This is a genomic window from Megasphaera massiliensis (genome assembly GCF_000455225.1).
Taxonomy (GTDB): Bacteria; Bacillota; Negativicutes; order Veillonellales; family Megasphaeraceae; genus Megasphaera; species Megasphaera massiliensis.
Genome location: NZ_HF954559.1, coordinates 186,450 through 207,043 on the forward strand (window position 1 = coordinate 186,450; position 20,594 = coordinate 207,043).

The 20,594-nt window shown below is 50.0% G+C and carries 16 protein-coding genes; 15 read left to right on the forward strand and 1 reads right to left on the reverse strand.

Annotated elements, in window-relative coordinates; translation table 11 throughout:
* Positions 1–75: 75 nt before the first annotated feature.
* The 9 genes from TX77_RS12365 to nifJ all read left to right on the forward strand — a co-directional run bounded on the left by TX77_RS12365 (position 76) and on the right by nifJ (position 12,202).
* Complete coding sequence (locus TX77_RS12365) at positions 76–1,659, forward strand: ClC family H(+)/Cl(-) exchange transporter (protein WP_044505470.1); 1,584 nt, start codon at positions 76–78, stop codon at positions 1,657–1,659.
* A gap of 259 nt (positions 1,660–1,918) precedes the next feature.
* A complete protein-coding gene (locus TX77_RS12370; RefSeq protein ID WP_081651757.1) occupies positions 1,919–2,482 on the forward strand; it encodes a peptidoglycan-binding protein in 564 nt (187 codons plus the stop codon).
* 142 nt (positions 2,483–2,624) lie between these two features.
* Positions 2,625–3,998, forward strand: a complete 1,374-nt coding sequence (glmU, locus tag TX77_RS12375; RefSeq protein WP_044505390.1) for a bifunctional UDP-N-acetylglucosamine diphosphorylase/glucosamine-1-phosphate N-acetyltransferase GlmU — start codon at positions 2,625–2,627, stop codon at positions 3,996–3,998.
* Between the two features lie 74 nt (positions 3,999–4,072).
* Positions 4,073–5,038 carry a ribose-phosphate diphosphokinase gene (locus TX77_RS12380; protein ID WP_044505391.1) on the forward strand — a complete coding sequence of 322 codons (966 nt, stop codon included), beginning with the start codon at positions 4,073–4,075 and terminating at the stop codon, positions 5,036–5,038.
* An 18-nt stretch (positions 5,039–5,056) separates the two neighbouring features.
* Positions 5,057–5,623 carry an aminoacyl-tRNA hydrolase gene (pth, locus tag TX77_RS12385; RefSeq protein ID WP_044505472.1) on the forward strand — a complete coding sequence of 189 codons (567 nt, stop codon included), beginning with the start codon at positions 5,057–5,059 and terminating at the stop codon, positions 5,621–5,623.
* Positions 5,624–5,684: 61 nt separating this feature from the next.
* Positions 5,685–6,704 carry an MBL fold metallo-hydrolase gene (locus TX77_RS12390; protein ID WP_044505392.1) on the forward strand — a complete coding sequence of 340 codons (1,020 nt, stop codon included), beginning with the start codon at positions 5,685–5,687 and terminating at the stop codon, positions 6,702–6,704.
* A 533-nt stretch (positions 6,705–7,237) separates the two neighbouring features.
* Positions 7,238–7,690, forward strand: coding sequence for a desulfoferrodoxin family protein (locus TX77_RS12395; RefSeq protein WP_044505393.1), 453 nt, complete (start codon positions 7,238–7,240; stop codon positions 7,688–7,690).
* A gap of 22 nt (positions 7,691–7,712) precedes the next feature.
* Complete coding sequence (locus TX77_RS12400) at positions 7,713–8,258, forward strand: glutathione peroxidase (protein WP_044505394.1); 546 nt, start codon at positions 7,713–7,715, stop codon at positions 8,256–8,258.
* A 434-nt stretch (positions 8,259–8,692) separates the two neighbouring features.
* Positions 8,693–12,202 (forward strand): pyruvate:ferredoxin (flavodoxin) oxidoreductase, encoded by a 3,510-nt coding sequence (nifJ, locus tag TX77_RS12405; protein ID WP_044505395.1) that lies wholly within the window; start codon positions 8,693–8,695, stop codon positions 12,200–12,202.
* Positions 12,203–12,879: 677 nt separating this feature from the next.
* On the opposite strand, the gene TX77_RS12415 is transcribed toward nifJ, so the two are convergent.
* On the reverse strand, positions 12,880–13,800 hold the full coding sequence (locus TX77_RS12415; protein ID WP_071822373.1) for a LysR family transcriptional regulator: 921 nt from the start codon (positions 13,798–13,800) through the stop codon (positions 12,880–12,882).
* 598 nt (positions 13,801–14,398) lie between these two features.
* Between TX77_RS12415 and TX77_RS12420 the strand changes: the two genes are divergently transcribed.
* The 6 genes from TX77_RS12420 (at position 14,399) to TX77_RS12445 (ending at position 20,590) form a co-directional block, all read left to right on the forward strand.
* Positions 14,399–15,694, forward strand: coding sequence for an SLC5/6 family protein (locus TX77_RS12420; protein ID WP_176698845.1), 1,296 nt, complete (start codon positions 14,399–14,401; stop codon positions 15,692–15,694).
* Between the two features lie 413 nt (positions 15,695–16,107).
* Positions 16,108–17,577, forward strand: a complete 1,470-nt coding sequence (locus TX77_RS12425; protein ID WP_044505397.1) for an anthranilate synthase component I family protein — start codon at positions 16,108–16,110, stop codon at positions 17,575–17,577.
* Entirely contained in the window at positions 17,574–18,140 is a 567-nt protein-coding gene (locus TX77_RS12430) for an anthranilate synthase component II (protein WP_044505398.1), read from the forward strand. Before TX77_RS12425 ends, TX77_RS12430 begins: the two co-directional genes overlap by 4 nt.
* 31 nt (positions 18,141–18,171) lie before the next feature.
* Complete coding sequence (gene trpD, locus TX77_RS12435; protein ID WP_044505399.1) at positions 18,172–19,194, forward strand: anthranilate phosphoribosyltransferase; 1,023 nt, start codon at positions 18,172–18,174, stop codon at positions 19,192–19,194.
* 12 nt (positions 19,195–19,206) lie between these two features.
* Positions 19,207–19,995: an indole-3-glycerol phosphate synthase TrpC gene (gene trpC, locus TX77_RS12440; RefSeq protein ID WP_044505400.1), complete on the forward strand. Its 789-nt coding sequence runs from the start codon at positions 19,207–19,209 to the stop codon at positions 19,993–19,995.
* On the forward strand, positions 19,988–20,590 hold the full coding sequence (locus TX77_RS12445; RefSeq protein WP_044505475.1) for a phosphoribosylanthranilate isomerase: 603 nt from the start codon (positions 19,988–19,990) through the stop codon (positions 20,588–20,590). Before trpC ends, TX77_RS12445 begins: the two co-directional genes overlap by 8 nt.
* Positions 20,591–20,594: the final 4 nt, after the last annotated feature.

Consider the following 20,594-nt stretch of genomic DNA (forward strand, 5'->3'; position numbering starts at 1 on the left):
TATATCCTTATTATACGAAACAACAGGAGCCTGTGGTATAATTTTCACAGTGAATCAGAAAGGGATGTGAATATGATGCATGGTGATACACGGTTGGAAGCGGCGCTAAAGGTTTTGAACCATTGGCCTCGATTTCGGCTGCAGCTTTTTTTAGAAGGCATTTTAGTCGGCTTATTGTCGGGAACGGTTATCAGCTTTTTTCGCTGGGGCTTGGAAACGGGAACCCTGTGGCGACAGTGGTTTTATGCCAATGTTTTGAGCCGGGGTGACATTTCTGTTCACGCGGCTTGGTTTGCGCTGCTGCTGGCGGCAGCTTTGTTATTATGGCGCTTGGGGATTTATGAACCACAAGCAGGCGGCAGTGGGATTCCTCAAATTAAAGGTGTCATTTTGGGCGTCCTGCGCCTGCGCTGGCTGCGAGTACTTTGGGTTAAGCTGGTCGGTGGTATCGTCGGCATCGGGCTGGGCTTGTCTTTAGGACGTGAAGGACCGTCGATTCAGATCGGTTCCGTGACAGCCCAAGGGTTGAGCCGAGCCTTTGGGCGGACGCGGATGGAGGAACGGTACCTCATCACAGCCGGCGCCAGTGCCGGGTTGGCAGCGGCTTTTAATGCGCCCCTGGCAGGCGTCATGTTTGCCTTGGAAGAGCTTCATCGCAACTTTTCCGGCGTCGTTTTGGCACCGGCTATGGCGGCGGCATTGATGGCGACCATGGTCAGTCGCTACCTCTTTGGACGAGAACCTGTTTTTCATTTCGGAATCTTGCCGCACTTTCCCCTGCGCTATATGTGGTTGGCCGTAATTTTAGGAATTATTGTCGGAATTGCCGGGGTAATATTTAATAAAGGATTACTAAATATCCATTATTTTTATGAACTTCCCATCTTTCGCAATCGTTACATGCCCATTGCCTTTGCCTTACTCATGGCCGGGGTGTTGGGGTATGTTTTTCCCGACGTCCTCGGCGGCGGCAATGAGTTGGTTAATGCCCTGTATACCCTGCCGCTGTCACTTCAGTTGTTTGCCCTCCTGCTGATCGGAAAATTTCTGTTCACCCTTATCAGTTACGGCTGCGGCGTTCCCGGCGGTTTCTTTTTGCCCATGTTGGTCTTAGGCGCCCTGACCGGCGGTATGGTGGGAATTATTTTCATTCAGATGGGGCTCATTTCATCGTATTATTTGTCGAACATCGTCGTTATTTCCATGGCAGCTTTTTTTGCGGCCTCCGTTCAGTCACCGGTTACAGGGACTATTCTCATTATGGAAATGACCGGCTCATATGAGCACCTGCTAGCCTTATGTACGGCCTCCTTGGTGGCCCTCGTCGTGGCCCAGCTCTTTCGGGGGGAACCGATTTATGAAGTGCTGCTCCGGCGGAGCCTGGCCAAGCATAAACCTGTCTTATCGTCGAGTGAACGGCGAAACCTCTTGGAATTGACCGTCGTCAGTGGAAGTCAGGCCGATGGAAAATATATCGGCCGCATTGCCTGGCCGTCTCATACGGTCATTGTTGACGTAAAGCGCGGCAGCGGCGACATCATACCGGATGGAGAGACTTGTCTACGAGCAGGGGACTACCTCTATGTGCTGACTGACTCTGTCGAAGGTGCTCAATCTATAAGAAATATTGTGGAGAAAACAGGCAGCGAAGATATGTAAAAATGTATAATAATTATAGAAAAATAGGACTAGGTACTAAAAAATATCTGTCATACTTGAGTATTAAGGCACATATGATGTTTTGGAAACGATTAGAACGGAGAATAAAACAATCAAAAAGTAGGTTTAAGTATCCATTTTTTTGACTTATGGTGATGAGTTTGCTATAATTCAGGACGTACTTGAGATTGTATTCATTCGAAGAGGTGGTTTTTTGCGAAATCGTATTTTGAAACATCGTATGTTGATATTAGTGACAATGATCTTTGTATTTGCATTTTCGTCTTTGGCTTGTGCAAGTGTACAAATGGGAATGAAAGGCTCTGTCGTACAGAGTGTTCAATATATGCTTCAAGATGCGGGCTATTTGTCCGGTAGTGCAGATGGTGATTTTGGTTCTCAGACGCAGCAGGCTGTCGTACAGTTCCAGACAGACCATGGTCTGTCTGCCGACGGAATCGTCGGCTCGCAGACGATGGAAGCGCTCTCTGAAGCCAGCGGTCGCCCGGTTCCGGAAGAAGCTGCATCGGCGACGGAAGGTCACCAGCGTCGGTTGGTTATGGAAGCTACGGCTTATACGGCTCAAGATGGCGGCGGCAGTGGATACACTGCAACCGGCCAGTATCTCCAGCGTGGTATGGTTGCCGTTGACCCGTCGGTTATTCCCCTCGGCTCTCAGCTTTACATCGAAGGTTACGGCTATGCCGTTGCCGCTGATACCGGTGGAGCTATTGTCGGTGACCGTATTGACTTGGCCATGGATTCTACTAGTGAAGCCCTTAATTTCGGCCGTCAAGACGTCGTCGTTTATGTATTAGGTTAATCTCAAGTTGATGCTAGGATATCCATTAGCTGAAAAGGGGCTGTTGTACAGTAAGTTGTGCAACAGCCTTTTTTTTCGCCTCGTTTTGTGGTATCCTTAAAAGGATTTATATAGTGATGTAATTCAGGGAGGCTATTGCTGAATGAAAAATACTATTGCACTTATCCTCGCTGCCGGTAAGGGGACGCGAATGAAATCGAAGTTCCCCAAGGTTTTACACAAAGTCGGCGGCGTTCCGATGGTGGAACAGGTGCTTCGGGCTGTTAAGGCAGCCGGAACGACGCGCCAAATTGTTGTTGTCGGTTTTGGCGGAGAACAGGTCCGCGACTACCTCGGTGACCGGGCTGAAACGGTTGTACAGCAGGAACAGCTCGGTACCGGTCATGCTGTGCTGCAGGCGGAACCGTTGTTGCAAGGCGCTTCCGGTACACTTCTCGTTACCTGCGGCGACACTCCTTTGGTAACGACGGAAACCTTTACGGCTCTCATCGACTGCCATGAAAAGAGTGGTGCTGCGGCAACGGTACTGATGGCACATATGCCGGATCCGACGGGCTACGGCCGCGTTATCCGTGATGATAAAGGGCAGGTCGTCAAAATTGTCGAGCAAAAAGACGGCACGCCGGAAGAACTGGCTGTCGACGAAGTAAATGCCGGCATTTATTGCTTTGATATGCCCCTTTTGTGGGATATGCTGCACAACGTTACCAATGACAATGCTCAGGGCGAGTATTACTTGACCGATATCATCGGCATGCTCGTATCGTCGGGCCGCGTTGTCAGTGCTTTTGCAGCTCCGTCCTATGATGAAACGCTGGGGGTCAACTCCCGTCAGCAAATGGCAGAAGCAGAACAAATTATGCGTCGCCGTAAACTGGACCAGCTCATGGCCGATGGCGTTTCTATTATTGATCCTAATAATACCTATGTCGACACGACCGTTACCATCGGCCGCGATACGGTACTTTATCCGGGAACGATTCTCGAAGGACAGACGGTCATCGGCGAAGACTGCCACATCGGCCCTTATGTCCGCATGACCAATGTACAGATGGGCGATGATGACCATGTTCAGTTCATGTATGCTCATGACTGCCAAATCAAAAACGGCTGTGAAGTCGGGCCTTTCGTTCACTTCCGCCCCGATACGGTTATCGGTAATCACGTAAAAGTCGGAAATTATATGGAAGTCAAAAACTCGACTGTCGGAGACGGCACAAAACTGCCTCACCTCAGTTATATCGGCGACAGCGATGTCGGTCAGAACGTCAATATCGGCTGCGGGACGATTACTGTCAATTATGATGGAAAAATCAAGCACCGCACGACGATCGGCAATCACGCTTTTGTCGGCTGCAACAGTAACCTCGTAGCGCCGGTTACGGTCGGTGATTACGCCTATGTCGGTGCCGGTTCTACGATTACCAAAGACGTACCGGCCAAATCCTTATCCGTTGCCCGCGCTCGGCAGCGCAATATCGAAGACTGGGTTAAAGACGATACCTATAAGAAATAACACTTTCTCCACCTAGCGTTTATCGGTTTTTATATCGAATCATATATTACAATATTCATACAGGGAGGCTCATTATGAGTTACGAAGACGGGAAAAAGCTGAAGATTTTTACGGGGAATGCCAATCCGGAATTGGCCAAAGAAATTGTTGAGTACCTTGGATTAGAATTAGGCAAGGCCTTTGTCGGTAAGTTCAATAATGGTGAAATTCAGGTCATGATCGATGAAAGCGTCCGCGGTAAGGATGTATTCGTCATTCAGCCGACCTGCCAGCCGGCTAACGATACCCTCATGGAACTGCTGATCATGGCGGATGCCCTGAAACGCGCTTCGGCAAAACATATTACCGCCGTTGTTCCGTACTATGGCTATGCTCGTCAGGACCGCAAGACCCGCGGCCGTGAACCGATTACCTCGAAACTGGTTGCTGATTTAATGACCAGAGCGGGAATCACCCGCGTCGTTACGATGGACCTCCATGCCGGCCAGATCCAGGGCTTCTTTGATATCCCTGTCGATCACCTCGGTTCGGCTTCCATCATCGCTCGGTATATTAACCAGAAAAAAGAAGAAACCGATTTGGGTGACCTCGTCGTCGTATCGCCGGACCTCGGCGGCGTAACCCGTGCCCGTGACCTGGCAGACCGGGTCAGTGCGCCTATTGCCATCATCGAAAAACGCCGTCCTCGTCCGGGCGTTGCCGAAGTCATGAATATCATTGGCGATATCAAGGGCAAGACCTGTATCCTCGTCGACGATATCGTCGATACGGCAGGTTCCTTGTGCGGCGGTGCCAAAGCCTTGAAGGAAATGGGAGCTTCCCGCGTATTTGCAGCCTGCGCCCATGCCGTCCTCACCGATCCGGCTGTCGAACGAATTCAGAAATCGGTCATCTCCGAATTGATCATTACCAATACGATTCCCTTGCCGCCGGAAAAACAGAGCGACAAGATCAAGGTCCTTTCTGTAGCTCCCCTTTTGGGTGAAGCGATTATGCGCATCTTCCATGACGTCTCTGTCAGCCGTCTTTTCGATAAATAAGGAAACGATACCGTGCATATGATCGTAGGCCTGGGCAATCCGGGCCGTCAATATGAACAATCAAAACATAATACGGGTTTCGATGTCATCGATGAACTGGCCAAACGCTGGGAAGTGACGTCCTGGCAGGAGCGAATGGATGCCCTCGTGGCCCAGGTGACCGTTGACGATGAAAAAATCATCTTGGTCAAGCCCCAGACATTCATGAATGACAGCGGCCGGGCCGTGGGGCCTCTGATGCGTTGGTATAAGGTAGAGCAGCCTGATGTTTACGTTGCTTATGACGACATGGATTTGGCTGTCGGCCGCCTGCGCATTCGTAAGAACGGCAGTGACGGCGGACATAATGGGATTAAGAGTCTCTTTGCCAACGGCTGCACCGATTTTACCCGCTTTCGCGTCGGTATTGGCCGCCCGCTCCCTCATCACGATGTCATCGATCACGTCTTGACGCCCTTTCCGGAAGAACTGCGTGAAAAGTATCTCCAGGGCATCGAAGATGCCGCGACGGCCATTGAAGGTTGTCTGCGCCTCGGTGTCGACAAGGGCATGAACCGCTACAATCCGCGGAAAAAGAAACTATGAGTACAAGAGACTGCCGCGTCTGCGGCAGTCTCTTTTTCTACGTACCTTTAGGAGGGACCTTATGATTGAAAAACTGCATGCGTCGCCGGATGTATACCGCATCCGCGTCGTATTACCGGATAATCCGCTCCAGTATTTAAATGCCTATGTCATTAAAGGTAAGAGCGAGAATCTGGTCATCGATACGGGCTTTAACCGTCCGGAATGCCGTGAGGCCCTGTGCCGCGGTTTAGAAGAGCTCGGCATTGATCTCCGCCACACGTCCTTATTTTTGACGCACCTCCATGCGGATCATACCGGCCTTGTCGGCTTCTTTGCCAAAGCGGGCTGCCCGATTTACATGCATCCCGTCGACTATCAATACCTTGTCGATTCGGAAGACGGCTCGACGTGGAAGGCTGCTGAAGACAATTTCATGCGCGAAGGGATGCCGCCGGAAGAAATCAAGAGCCAATTTTCCAATCAGGCTCGAACTTTTTCACCGGACCCGCATTTTCCGATTAACGCGGTCGCTGATGGAGACGTCCTGCACCTGGCGGGCTGTGAGCTTACGGTCATTCATACACCGGGGCATACGCCGGGCTTGTGCTGCCTCTATATGCCCAAAGAAAAGATTTTCTTTACGAGCGACCACATCCTGTTTGACATTACGCCGAATATCCAGGTTTGGTACCATATGAAGCAGGCACTGCAGCGGTATTTGGAAAGTCTGAAGAAGGTGAAGGACCTGCCGGTCAGCCAAGCTTTGCCGGCTCATCGGGAGGGTGATACGTCGGTCGTCGGCCGTATCGATGAACTTCTGGCTCATCACGACCGACGCCTCCGTGAAGTCCTTCGCCTGGCCGCGGAATATCCGCATAGCACGGCCTATGAGATTGCACCCCATATGACTTGGTCCATGCGCGGCAAACCCTGGAAAGACTTTCCGCCGACGCAGAAGTGGTTTGCCTTAGGAGAAACCTTGTCTCATGTCGAGTATCTTATGGATAAGGGACTTCTCCGCTGTACCGAAGAAAGGGGCGTCCGCCATTATGATGTCGTTCCCGGGATGGATGCAGCTCATCTCGTTGACGGAGTGTAACTGCCTTTGACGTATCTGCATGTACAACGACGTTTCTTATTCTGATATAAAAAAAGCCCGGCCGCCGCAGCAGAACTGTTGTGATGTGACCCCAAAAAGTTAGCCCTGCCGCCGCAACAGCCATGTTGCGGCGGCTTTTCTATGCACAGCCGTGGAGGCCTTGTTCATTTTATGGAGGGAGGCTGCCTTTGCCGAATTCATGTTGCGGAACGATACGACGGAATTTTGATGAAAGGCGAGTGGTAAAATGGGAGAAAAAAATATTATAATAAGAAATCTGTCTTTTCGGAATGGGCGGTAAAGCCCGTAAAACCTGCATAAAATCATCAAAAATGGAAGTCTGTAAGGTCTTTCTGCACTTACTTATATAAAGAATAATAATTCTCCGTTATTGACAAATATGACAATTTGACCTATAATAAGCACATAAGAAAAAGTATTAATTAGGAAGCAAATGCTTATAATTTTTTTAGATTATATAGCTTATTTTTATTTTTGATTGAGGGGTGCTATCCCCTGGAGGAGGAATTGATATGAAGCATGTTGAATTTTACCGCAATGATGCAGATGGTAAAGTTTTGGTCGTCGTCGGCGCACAGGCACCGGAAGAAGTAATTTATGCAGGCCAAAAATTGACTCATCTCGTAGCTGGTTCCGTTGATGCCGCACAGGAAAAACACGTCCCCTGTATCCAGAAAATCGACAACCATCTGGAAGTTCAGGTTGGTTCTGTCATTCATCCGATGGAAGAAAAACATTATATTGAATGGATTGCCTTGGTCGACGATAAAGGTGTAGATATCCATTATCTCAAACCGGGTGAAGAACCGAAGGCTCATTTTGAAACCGGCGATAATGGCGAAGTCTATGCATACTGCAACCTCCACGGCCTGTGGAAGGAAACTTTCTCCGTTAAAGAAGCTCCGGCCCTTGACAGCGCTATGTGTTCACCGGAATTTGGTGGCTGCGTAATTCATGACGTCTAAGAGAAACAGGAGGAATAACACAATGAAAGTATTTGATTTTACCGTTAAAGATATCCGCGGCGGCGACGTTGCCTTGAGCCAGTATGAAGGAAAACTGCTGCTTATCGTCAACACGGCCAGCAAATGCGGATTTACGCCGCAGTACGATGGCTTGGAAGCTCTTTATAAAAAATATAAGGACAAGGGCTTAGTCATTCTCGGTTTCCCGTGCAACCAGTTCTTGGAACAGGATCCGGAAGATAATAAACATATCGAAGATTTCTGCCGCCTGAACCACGGCGTTACCTTCCCGCTGTTCGCCAAAATTGACGTTCGCGGTGAAAAGGCAGATCCCCTTTACAAATACCTCACCGAAGCTGCTCCCTTCAAAGGCTATGAAACGGATAAAGACAGCGGCCGCCTGATTCAGCAGGTCGTAGCTGAACACTATCCGGACAACGCCGAAGGCAACGGCATTAAATGGAATTTCACGAAATTCCTCGTCAGCCGTGACGGCAGCCAGGTTCAGCGCTTTGAACCGAGCACGACTCCGGAAGAATTAGATCCGATTATCGAAAAGGCCCTCTAATAACCTGTAACAGAGACCCCGCATTACGCTTTGTGCTATAATGCGGGGCCTTTTTTTTGTTTGTTGTATTGACCTTTGATGGGAAAACTTTCACAAATTTAAGGCCCTCTTACTTTTCAGAACCTTTACGGATTCTTTTCTTTATAAAATGTAATCGTCGTCATGATGAATCTTTGTTCCTCGTAAAGTCCATGCAACGATTACATAAATATGTATGCGTTTAGACAGAATCGGCATAAGATGAACGTTTTACTGGAAAGCTCTTGCGTAAAATTTTTATAAATAGTACAATGAGGATAACAAATAGTCATCTAGTTAATACCATAGCTACATAGCTTATAGTGATTATTTTGTCCTTGCAATGTAATGGGATGACTCCAAGTGTACACGGATTCTTTCAAGTTACGATGTTTTACAGAAAGGGGAACAGTATTATGACACAGAAAGTTTTTAAGACTATGGATGGCAACGAGGCAGCCGCCCATATTGCCTATGCCTTTACGGAACTGGCATCCATCTTCCCGATTACGCCGTCATCGCCGATGGCTGAACACGTCGATGAATGGGCTGCTCATGGCCGTAAGAACTTGTTTGGCGCAACCGTCCAGGTTCAGGAAATGCAGTCTGAAAAAGGTGCTGCCGGTGCGATGCACGGTGCTTTGAATACCGGTGCCCTTACGACGACTTTCACGTCCTCTCAGGGCATGATGATCATGCTCAGTAATATGTTCAAAATTTCCAGCGAATTGCTGCCGGGCGTCTTCCACGTCGCTTCCCGTACAGTCGCAACGAACGGTTACACGATCTTTGCCGGTCACGACGATGCCATGGCTATGCGCGGAACGGGCATCAGCATGATGTGTGAATCCAGTGTTCAGGAAATCATGGACCTGGCTGCTGTCGTCCATGCAACGGCTATTACCTGTCGTATCCCTATCATTAACTTCTTCGATGGTTTCCGTACGTCTCACGAAATCCAGAAAATCGAAGTTATTCCTTATGAAAAACTCCGTCCGCTTCTCGATATGGATGCCGTTCGTGAATTCCGTAAACGCGGCATGAACCCGGATAATCCGGAAGCTATTTCCTTCTGCGAACCGGCTGAAGTCTTTATGCAGCATCGTGAATCCTTGAACAAATTCTACGACCGCGTTCCGGAAGTTGCGGAAGGCTACATGAAGAAAATCAGCGAAATCACCGGTCGTGAATACCATCTCTTCAACTACACCGGTGCTCCTGATGCTGAACTCGTTCTCGTCGCTATGGGTTCTGGCGCACAGACCATTGAAGAAACGGTTAAACTGCTCGTTGAACAAGGCGAAAAAGTCGGCTGTATCAACGTTCACATGTTCCGTCCGTGGTCGGAAAAACACTTCTTGGCAGCCGTTCCTGATACGGTTAAGAAGATTGCCGTCTTGGACCGCACGAAAGAAACGGGCGCTAACGGCGAACCGCTGTACCACAGCGTAGCTGCTTCCTTCGCTGCTGCTGACGTAGCTCCGAAAGTTTACCATGGCCGTTATGGTATCGCTTCGAAAGAATTCTTACCGGGCGACGTCGTAGCTGCTTTCAATAACTTGAAAGCCTTCGAACCGAAGAACGACTTCACCTTGAGCATCGTCGATGACGTTACGCATAAATCCCTGCCGCGTGTCCAGAACGTCGACACGGCTGGTGAAGGCCTGAAAGCTTGTAAGTTCTGGGGCTTCGGTTCCGACGGTACGGTCGGTGCGAATAAGAGCGCTATCAAGATCATTGGCGACAACACCGATATGTACGCTCAGGCATACTTTGCATATGACTCGAAAAAATCCGGTGGCGTTACCGTTTCTCACCTGCGCTTTGGCGATACGCCGATCAAGATGCCGTATCTCATCAATGACGCAGACTTCATCGCCTGCCACCGTCAATCCTATACGCACGGCTTCGATCTCCTGCGGGGCATCAAGAAGGGCGGTACCTTCTTACTGAACACCGTATGGAAACCGGAAGAACTCGATGAAAAATTACCGGCTAAAATTAAACGCTCCATCGCCCGCAACGACGTCCAATTCTACATCATCGACGCTGTTGGTATTGCACAGAAAATCGGTCTTGGCGGCCGCATCAATATGATTATGCAGTCGGCCTTCTTTAAACTGGCTGACGTCATTCCCCTTGACTTGGCTATCTCTAAATTGAAAGAATCCGTTGTCGAATCTTACGGCAAAAAAGGTCAGAACATCGTTGATATGAACAACGAAGCGATCGACCAGGGCTTGTCTGCTATCGTCAAAGTTAATGTTCCGGCCGCTTGGGCTGATGCTGTTGACGAACCGGTCGATATGTCGAAACACACGAAATTCTTCCGTGACTTCTCCATTCCTGTCAATGCTCTCGAAGGCGACGACCTTCCGGTCAGCGCATATGACGGCTTTGAAGACGGTCGTTGGCCGACCGGCACGGCTGCTGAAGAAAAACGCGGCGTTGCCATGTTCGTACCGAGCTGGGATGCTGAAAAGTGTATCGGCTGTAACCAGTGTTCCTTCGTATGTCCTCACGCTGCTATCCGTCCCTTCCTCATGACGCCGGAAGAAGCTGCGAACGCTCCTAAAGGCTATCAGGATAAGGAAATCAAAGCAGCACCGGAATACAAATACAATATCGTCGTATCGGTCATGGACTGCCTCGGCTGCGGAAGCTGTACGCATGTCTGCCCGAAACAGGCCTTGACGATGAAACCCTTCGACGAAGAAGAATACAGAGCAGATCTCTGGGATTACGTCATCAACCTGCCGATTAAACCGAATCCGATGGACAAGAACACCGTTATCGGCAGCCAGTTCGAACAGCCCTTGCTCGAATTCACCGGCGCTTGCGCAGGCTGTGCTGAAACCCCGTATTGTAAAGTTATTACCCAGCTCTATGGCGACCGCATGATCATTGCCAATGCTCACGGCTGTTCCAGCGTTTGGGGCGGCAGTGCACCGGACTGCGGCTACACCAAGAACGAACAGGGTCATGGCCCGGCTTGGTCGACATCCCTCTTCGAAGACAACGCTGAATATGGCTTCGGCATGATGCTGGCTGAAAAGACGGAACGGAAACTCTTGGCTCAGTACGTCGATGCAGCTATGGAAGTTGCAAGTCCTGAATTACAGGCCGCACTGAAAGACTGGAAAGAAAACATGGCTAAGAGTGAAGGCACTCGCGAACGGTCCGACAAGGTCATCGCTCTCCTCGAAGCTGAAAAAGACGGCAAACCTGAATTGGAACAGGTTTACGATATGAAACAGTTCCTCGTTAAACGGAGCCAGTGGATCTTCGGCGGCGACGGCTGGGCTTACGATATCGGGTACGGCGGCTTGGACCACGTCCTGGCTCAGGGTGAAGATATCAACGTCCTCGTCTTCGATACTGAAGTTTACTCCAATACGGGCGGCCAGGCTTCGAAAGCTACGCCGACAGCTGCTGTCGCTCAGTTCGCCGCAGCCGGTAAGAAGACCCGTAAGAAGGACCTCGGCATGATGCAGGCTCAGTACGGCTACATCTACGTCGCACAGGTCGCTATGGGCGCCGACAAGAACCAGTTCATGAAGGCTCTCAAAGAAGCTGAAGAATACGATGGCCCGTCCCTCATCATCGGGTATGCACCGTGCATCAACCACGGCCTCAAGATCGGTCAGGGTCAGAGCCAGCTCGAAGAAAAACGTGCTGTCGATGCAGGTTACTGGCATCTCTGGCGCTACAATCCGGAATTGAAGAAACAGGGCAAGAATCCGTTCATCCTCGATTCCAAACCGCCGAAAGATAACTTCCGCGAATTCCTCATGGGCGAAACTCGCTTCTCGTCCCTGCAGCGCACCTTCCCGGAAATTGCCGAAGCTCTCTTTGAAAAGACCGAAGAAGATGCTAAGGACCGTTATGAAGGCTATGTACGCTTAGAAAAGGCATACGACAAATAAGTATTAAAGGTTAGGCGGGGCTGTCCCGGGAGGACGGCCTCATGAAAACGAGACTGTCATAGATATTCTATGGCAGTCTCGTTTTATGTGTCTCGTCATCCATATGGAGTTCTTGCGGTCCGTCGACTCCTACAGCCCTTCAGAGACCGTAGACGGAGGTGTCAGATGGCGAAGTTTTGCGAGGCATTGAAATGAATTTGGCCGGACTCTTTCTTGTCTGGGATGAGCGTAACTGCTGTGACAGGCAGAGGGAGGGCATGACATGTAATGTCTTTCAGCGTCGAGGTACAGACCGGGGCATTCTTAGGATGCCGATGAGCTGTGTATAAGCTGGGGAAGGCCTTTCCGGTATTGTCGTCCTTATCGTGGGTTGCGGCGTATGAAAGGGTATAGCGGTCAGCCGGTTTTGATAAGGAACAGTCCTGTGAAACCGTAAATAGCCTTTCTCTTGTGCTGACAGCGAGGTATTGATCGTGGCCCTTCGCTGCGTCTGCAGATGCTTTTAAGGCCGTGTTACAAGAGGGAGCAGCCTCCATTCCCCCGGGACTTTTGAAAGGGCTGTCTGTCTTAGAACCGGGAGGTGGTACTGCCGTCTTTTCAAGGGGGGCGCAGAGACAAAGAATCGGGGTTCACGAAGATGTCCGTGAACCCCGATTCTTTGTTTTAGCCCGTAACCCTTATTCTCGGCCCGTAAGCAGCCCTGATAAAATGTTGACGTACAGGAGTGCTTCTGGCGAAAGAGCTTCCTCTTTTATCTTTATCCAGCCGACAGTCATCGTATCCAAGGGATTGGCAATGGGAATGGCCGTAATGTGGCGGCCGATGATGGCCGATGCGACATGCCCCGTTCCGATGGTATAGGCGTCGGTTGCGCGGATGATGCTGAACAGTGTCGATCGGTCGGTGACATAGATGCTCTGCCGATTGGATGGGTCCGATAGAAGCAGTTCTTCAGAAAACTGCGAGCGGTCGTGACCTTGTTCGAAGCGGACGCAGGGATAGTCCTTAAGCTTGCCGGGAGGGATGCTTTGACTCTCTGCCAGGGGGTGGTCCAAGCGGACGTAGATACAGGGCGTAAACGTACAGAGAGACGTGAATTCCAGCTTGTTCTTTTGGAACAGGTCCTGCAAAAAGTTTTCGTTCATGTGGGATAAAAAGAGGATGCCCAGTTGGCTCTCACGGGTGACGACGTCGTGGATGACCTGCGATGTCCGACCTTCACGCAGGGTAAAGGTGTAGGCTGATGTCGGCGATATGCGCTGAAGAGCATGGATGAAAGCCTCGTCGGCAAAGGGGTAGTGCTGAGATGAAACGGTCAGGGTGTGCGAGTCTTCCTGGCCGGTTTCAGGGTGAAAATGATCATGCATTTCGTCAGCATGAGCTAAGATGTGGTCGGCATAGTGCAGAAACTCTAACCCGGCCGATGTGAACGTGATGCCGTGACGATTTCGCTTGACCAGCGTCAGGGAAAATTCTGTTTCCAAGTCTTTGATGGCGGCACTGAGACTGGGCTGGGCGATGTTCAGAGCTTGGGCGGCGGCAGAAATAGAATTGTGTTTTGATAACTCAAGGATATAACGCAATTGTTGTAAAGTCATAGTAAAACCACCTCAAATATAAACCGTACCTATAGAGACGCCCTTCTTAGCTTTATTGTATCAAAATAAGCAAAGTTGGGAAAGTTATGATTTTTTGACACAGTAAAGAAAGTTTTAAAATGAAAATTTTAATCTCGAAACAGCAAAAATGAAGAAAGAAAAATCCCACTTAAAAATTTAAATTATAAAGAAAAGTTAACCAAATTTGGCTTTTTGAAAAAGACAAATGTTTGTGAAATTTGGCGTAAGGTGATAATGATTCATTTTAAACTCATGGATATTTCTCGTTTTCCTGACAAAAAAGTAAGGAATAATGACTTATTCCATAGATAAATACTATGAATGCAAATTGCACAATGAATATTTTACAGCCTATACCTTTCATGATATACTTTAACCATAGAATAGAACGTTTAAGTAAAAGGTAAAACCCCGACGTGTACATTAAAATTTACGGTTTTTAGAAAAATGTTAAAAAACGACATAGGTAAAAAGTATATACACTGAAGTTGAGAAAGGAGAGCCGCATCAAGGGATAAAATGTAAGTGTCGAGGGGACATCATCCATCCAATCTATTCACCATAGGAGGTCTTTGATATGAATTCATCAGCAGCACTGGCCCGCCAAGCGGGAATGACAGATGCACAATGGAAAGCAGCCGTCAAGTTCGACAGTACGGACTGGGGCTGGATTATTATGAGTATCGGCATGGCTATCGGTGCCGGTATCGTGTTCTTACCGGTTCAGGTCGGCCTGGTCGGCGTATGGGTTTACTTATTTTCCGCAATCATTGCCTATCCGGCCATCTATCTTCTGCAGCGTTTGTTCATCAATACCCTGGCCGATTCGCCGCGGTGTGAAGACTATCCCAGCGTTATCAGCGGCTATCTCGGCAAAAACTGGGGTTTCCTGCTGGGCATCCTTTACTTCCTCAGTATTCTCATCTGTGTTTTCATGTATTCGACGGCACTGACCAATGACAGTGCATCCTTCCTCTATTCCTTCGGCGTCACCGATACGCTCCTGTCCGACAATCCTTTTTATGGGCTGGCTATCATCTGTGCCATGGTCCTTCTCGCCTCCCGTGGTGAACAGCTCTTGTTCCGGATTTCGACACTGATGGTTTTAACGAAATTGTTAGTCGTCATCTGTTTAGGCGGCATCATGATCCAGCACTGGAACATTGCCAATATCGGCGTTTTCCCCGATTTAGGCTACCTCGTGAAAAACACGATTGCCATGCTGCCTGTAACCTTGACCTCGATTCTGTTTATCCCCAGCATCAGCCCCATGGTCATTTCTTACCGCTCTCATAACAAATCGATCCACGTCGCTCGCTACAAAGCCATGCGGGCTATGAAAATCGCTTTCTCCGTCTTGTTCATTACGATCTTCTCGTATGCCATGTCCTTTAACCTGGCGCTCGGTCACGATCAAGCCGTTCTCGCTTATTCCCAGAACATTTCTGCACTGGCTATCGTTGCCAAGGGCTTCGACGGCAGCGCTGTTAAGATCTTCAGCCTGGTCCTCAACGTCTTCGCCGTTATGACGGCCTTCTTCAGTGTGTTCCTCGGATTCCGCGAAGCCTGCCAGGGGATCGCCATGAATCTCCTGCACCGCTTCATGCCGGAAGACAAGATCAATAAGAAAATGGTCAGCTTCGGCATCCTCATCTTCGCCGTTGCCGTTGCCTGGGGCGCCATCGTCCTCAATGCACCGGTCTTGAAGCTCCTGACCCTTCTCGGACCGATCTTCGGTATCATCGCCTGCCTTATCCCGGCGTACTTGGTTTACAAAGTCAATGCCCTTCACAAATATAAGGGAATTTCGCTGGTACTCATCGTATTCGCTGGTATCCTCTTGATTATCTCGCCGATTATTGCCATGATGTAAGACGGAAATTTCTCCCTAAAAGTGTGGGCTTAAACACAAGTAAAACGATTATCTTAAAAATTATATAAAAACTACCTTGACAGTTTAAATCATGCGGTGTATCATACAAACATCAATTGAACATCGTCCATGAAACCATTGAGGCGGAAGTAAAAACGATGACGTGCACGTACAGAGAGCCGGGGTGCTGAGAGCCGGCCGACGCAGCTCGTTAAATGGACCGCTGAGGGCGCAGTCAAAGGCCGCAAGGCTGAGTATCCTGCGACGTGTTGGTATACGTCAGTTACCGGGAATATGTTGGTATTCCGTCGAGAGTAGGGCTCAACCCCTAAAACAAGGTGGCACCGCGGAACTTAAATCCGTCCTTGACAAATCGTATTGTCATGGACGGATTATTTTTTTAGGAGGTTTGTATGGAAACGCTCAGCTTAGAACAGGTAAAAGCCTACCAAGACCAATATAAGGTCGTTCCTGTCGGAGTCAGCATGTATGCCGACAGTTGTACCCCGATTGAAGTCTTGCGAACGGTCAAGCATATCAGCTCTCATTGCTATATCTTGGAAAGTATGGAAGATTCTCAGCGTTGGGGCCGATACACCTTCATAGGATACGATCCTCAGATGGGCCTGTTCTGCAAAGACGGAACGGTTACAATCAAGACCGGGGCTGAAGTACAGATTCATACGGACCATCCGGAACAGCTCATTTCTCAAATTTTAGCCGACAATAAGGCGCCGCGCCTGGAAGGGTTACCTCCCTTTACCGGCGGGTTGGTAGGCTACTTTTCCTACGATTTTATTAAATATGCTGAACCGTCACTGACACTCAAGGCCGCTGATGACGATGGCTTTAATGATTTCGACCTCATGCTCTTCGACAAGGTCATCGTCTTCGATAATTTAAAGCAGCAGATTTACCTCATCGTCAACGTTCGCCTCGACGGGGCAGAAGAAAATTATAATCGGGCTATGTTGGAACTACAGCGTATGGAAGACCTCATTCGCCATGGCGAGAAGGCACCGGCCCAGCCCCTTCAGTTAAAGAGCGACTTTAAACCCCTCTTTAATGAGCAGGAATACTGCCAAATGGTTGAAAAGGGGAAACATTATATCCGCGAAGGGGACATCTTCCAAGTCGTCTTAGCCAATCGCCTTCAGGCTGAAGCCGAAGGCAGCCTCCTCGATACGTACCGCGTGCTGCGGACGATCAACCCGTCGCCGTATATGTTCTTCTTCTCCGGCGACGATATCGAGCTTGCCGGTTCTTCTCCGGAAACGCTGATCCGCCTCGAAGGGCGGGACCTCTTTACCTTTCCCTTAGCCGGATCGAGGCCGCGGGGCAAGACGGTGGAAGAAGATAATCAACTGGAAGACGAACTCTTGCACAACCCCAAGGAATTGGCAGAGCATAATATGCTCGTCGACTTAGGCCGAAACGACTTGGGACGCATCAGTGACTTTGGCAGCGTCCATGTCGAACGTTACCTCAACGTCCTGCGCTTTTCCCATATCATGCATATCGGTTCTACCGTACACAGTACGATAAGGGACGATAAGACTGCCGTCGATGCCATTGCCGCTGCCTTGCCGGCCGGCACCTTGTCCGGGGCTCCGAAAATCCGGGCCTGCGAAATCATTGATGAACTGGAAGGTCATAAGCGCGGCGTTTACGGCGGCGCCGTCGGCTACATCGATTTTACCGGCAATATGGATTGCTGTATCGGCATCCGCCTGGCCTATAAGAAGGGGAATCACGTCTACGCCTGCTCCGGCGCCGGCATCGTCGCCGACAGCGTACCGGAACAGGAACACCAGGAATGCCTGAATAAAGCCAAGGCCGTCGTCATCGCCCTGCAGCGGGCCAATGGAGGGATTGACAAATGATTGTACTCATCGATAATTACGACAGTTTTTCTTATAATCTCTACCAGCTCATCGGACAGTTGAATCCGGACATTAAGGTCATCCGCAACGATGAAATGACCGTAGAAGCCCTTGAGGGACTGCATCCGGATCATCTGATCATTTCGCCGGGCCCGGGTCGGCCGTCGGATGCCGGGATTTGTGAACAGGCTATCCGCTATTTTGAGGGAAAGATCCCTATCCTCGGCGTCTGCTTGGGCCATCAGGCTATTTGTGAAGTCTACGGCGGCACCATTACCTACGCCGGGGAATTGATGCACGGCAAACAATCCGTCGCCGCCCTCGACCGGGACAATCCCCTCTTTAAGGGACTTCCCGAAACGGTCGACGTCGGTCGGTATCATTCGCTGGCCCTCGATCCCGATACCCTTCCCGATGATCTTCGCGTCCTGGCTCGGACCGATGACGGCGAAATCATGGCCGTCGCCCATAAAGATTATCCTACATACGGCTTGCAGTTCCACCCGGAATCGATATTGACGCCGACGGGACCGATGATGGTTGAAAATTTCTTAAAATTATAATAGATAGAGTCATTACGAGGAGGTAACGACGATGATTAAAGATGCGATTATCAAGATTGTAAATAAAGGTGATTTGACCTATGACGAAGCAAAGGCAGTTATGCTGGAAATCATGAACGGCAAGACGACACCGACCCAGAATGCCGCTTTCTTGGCGGCGCTGTCGACGAAGAGCACTAAGGCCGAAACGATTGATGAAATTTCAGGCTGTGCCGAAGCCATGCGCTCTATGGCAACGCCCGTTCCTCATCCGGGCATGGATGTCCTGGAAGTCGTCGGTACCGGCGGCGACGGTGCCCATTCTTTCAATATTTCGACGACGTCGGCCATGGTTATTGCCTCGGCCGGTGTTAAAGTAGCCAAACACGGCAATCGAGCCGCCTCGTCTCTGTGCGGTACGGCAGACTGCCTGGAAACACTGGGGCTCAATATCGAACAGGATCCGAAACTGGCACTTAAGATGCTGGAAGAAACGAACTTCTGCTTCCTCTTTGCTCAGAAATATCATGCCGCTATGAAGTATATCGGACCCATCCGCAAGGAACTGGGATTCCGGACCGTATTCAACATCCTCGGGCCCTTGACCAGTCCGGCTAAGCCGACGATGATCCTCCTCGGCGTTTACGATGAATACCTGGTCGAACCCCTGGCGAAAGTATTGTCGACCCTTGGTGTCAAACGAGGAATCGTCGCCTACGGCCAGGAAAAACTCGATGAAATTTCGCCGAACGGGCCGACGACGATTTGTGAACTCCGTGACGGATATTATCGGACATCTATCCTGCGGCCGGAAGACTTCGGCATGGTGCCTGGAACGAAGGAAGACCTCGTCGGCGGCACGCCGGAAGAAAATGCCGACATCACGCGAGGCATCCTGAAGGGAACTGTTCAGGGGCCGAAACGAAACGCCGTCCTCTTGAATGCCGGAACGGCCTTGTTCATTGCCGGTAAAGCCGATTCCATCGGTGCCGGTATCAAAATGGCTGCCGATCTCATCGACAGCGGCAAGGCTATGGAAACGCTGAATCGCTGCATTGCTGTCAGCAACTCGTAAGAAGGTGAGCACATGATACTCGATGATTTAACGGCAGCTGTTGCAAAAAGGCTGGTAGAGGATAAGGCACGAGTTTCCTTATCGGAGATGAAAGAACGGGCCTTGGCAGCTCCGAAAAAAGAGGGATTCCCCTTTGAACATAACCTGAAACAGAAGGGGCTTTCCTTCATTTGTGAAGTCAAGAAAGCCTCGCCTTCAAAAGGACTGATTGCTCCTGATTTTCCCTATGAAGCCATTGCGAGGGAATATGAACAGGCCGGTGCGGCGGCTATTTCCGTATTGACTGAACGGGATTACTTCTTAGGAAGTCCCAAGTATTTACAGGATATTGCCGAGGCGGTTCAGACGCCGGTCCTTCGCAAAGATTTCATCATCGATGAGTATCAGATCTATGAAGCCCGGGCCATTGGTGCTTCGGCAGTCCTTTTGATCTGCGCCATCCTCGATGATGAACGATTGAAATGCTTCTTTGAACTTGCCGATTCTCTGGGCCTTTCGGCCTTGGTTGAAGCTCACGACGAAACGGAGGTCCTTCGGGCCATCAAGGCCGGTGCCCGCATCATCGGCGTCAACAATCGGAATTTAAAAGACTTTACGGTCTCCCTCGACACGAGCTTCCGTCTGAGAACGCTGGTACCGGACGATATTCTCTTTGTTGCCGAAAGCGGCATCAAGACGGGAGAGCATACGAAAAGCCTCTATGACCATGGCGCAGACGCCGTCCTCATCGGCGAGACGCTGATGCGCAGTCCTGATAAGAAGGCGGCTCTGGCGGAACTTGCCGCCGGAACTCGTGGTTAAGGTAAAGTTCTGCGGCCTCAAGCGGCCTTGCGACATCGTTTGGGCCAATGAACTCCACCCCGACTATGCCGGCTTCGTCTTCGCCGGTACGAAGCGACGCGTTTCTGATGAGCTGGCAGCAGAACTTCGCAGGGAACTGGATCCGTCCATCCCGGCTGTCGGCGTCTTTGTCGACGATGAGCCGAAGCATATGGCGTCGTTAGTAAAAAAAGGCGTCATCCAGCTTGTCCAGCTCCACGGTCAGGAAGATGAAGCTTTCGTACAGCAGATACAGACGGATTTAGGCGTTCCTGTCATCAAGGCTTTTTCTATTGCCAATCAAGACGACGTAACGCGAGCCTTGGAGAGCCGTGCCGACTATATCCTCCTCGATCAGGGAAAGGGCGGTACGGGTAAGGCCTTTGATTGGTCCTTGCTGAAAGGCATTGGCCGACCGTACTTTTTAGCCGGCGGCCTTACGCCGCAGAATGCAGTTCAAGCAGCAGCCCTTCAGCCTTATGCCCTCGACGTCAGCAGCGGCATCGAAACGGATGGGGTGAAGGACAGAGAAAAGATGACTTTATTTATGACAACATTAGGTGTTTACAGGAGGTAAACAG

What these genes read in the sequence shown, in the direction of transcription:
- TX77_RS12425 (WP_044505397.1), top strand. Translation starts at nt 16,108, where the DNA reads ATGGAAACGCTCAGCTTAGAACAGGTAAAAGCCTACCAAGACCAATAT.
- TX77_RS12390 (WP_044505392.1), top strand. Translation starts at nt 5,685, where the DNA reads ATGATTGAAAAACTGCATGCGTCGCCGGATGTATACCGCATCCGCGTC.
- trpD (WP_044505399.1), top strand. Translation starts at nt 18,172, where the DNA reads ATGATTAAAGATGCGATTATCAAGATTGTAAATAAAGGTGATTTGACC.
- glmU (WP_044505390.1), top strand. Translation starts at nt 2,625, where the DNA reads ATGAAAAATACTATTGCACTTATCCTCGCTGCCGGTAAGGGGACGCGA.
- trpC (WP_044505400.1), top strand. Translation starts at nt 19,207, where the DNA reads ATGATACTCGATGATTTAACGGCAGCTGTTGCAAAAAGGCTGGTAGAG.
- TX77_RS12430 (WP_044505398.1), top strand. Translation starts at nt 17,574, where the DNA reads ATGATTGTACTCATCGATAATTACGACAGTTTTTCTTATAATCTCTAC.
- TX77_RS12395 (WP_044505393.1), top strand. Translation starts at nt 7,238, where the DNA reads ATGAAGCATGTTGAATTTTACCGCAATGATGCAGATGGTAAAGTTTTG.
- TX77_RS12380 (WP_044505391.1), top strand. Translation starts at nt 4,073, where the DNA reads ATGAGTTACGAAGACGGGAAAAAGCTGAAGATTTTTACGGGGAATGCC.
- pth (WP_044505472.1), top strand. Translation starts at nt 5,057, where the DNA reads ATGATCGTAGGCCTGGGCAATCCGGGCCGTCAATATGAACAATCAAAA.
- nifJ (WP_044505395.1), top strand. Translation starts at nt 8,693, where the DNA reads ATGACACAGAAAGTTTTTAAGACTATGGATGGCAACGAGGCAGCCGCC.
- TX77_RS12400 (WP_044505394.1), top strand. Translation starts at nt 7,713, where the DNA reads ATGAAAGTATTTGATTTTACCGTTAAAGATATCCGCGGCGGCGACGTT.
- TX77_RS12370 (WP_081651757.1), top strand. Translation starts at nt 1,919, where the DNA reads ATGATCTTTGTATTTGCATTTTCGTCTTTGGCTTGTGCAAGTGTACAA.
- TX77_RS12365 (WP_044505470.1), top strand. Translation starts at nt 76, where the DNA reads ATGCATGGTGATACACGGTTGGAAGCGGCGCTAAAGGTTTTGAACCAT.
- TX77_RS12415 (WP_071822373.1), bottom strand. Translation starts at nt 13,800, where the DNA reads ATGACTTTACAACAATTGCGTTATATCCTTGAGTTATCAAAACACAAT.
- TX77_RS12420 (WP_176698845.1), top strand. Translation starts at nt 14,399, where the DNA reads ATGAATTCATCAGCAGCACTGGCCCGCCAAGCGGGAATGACAGATGCA.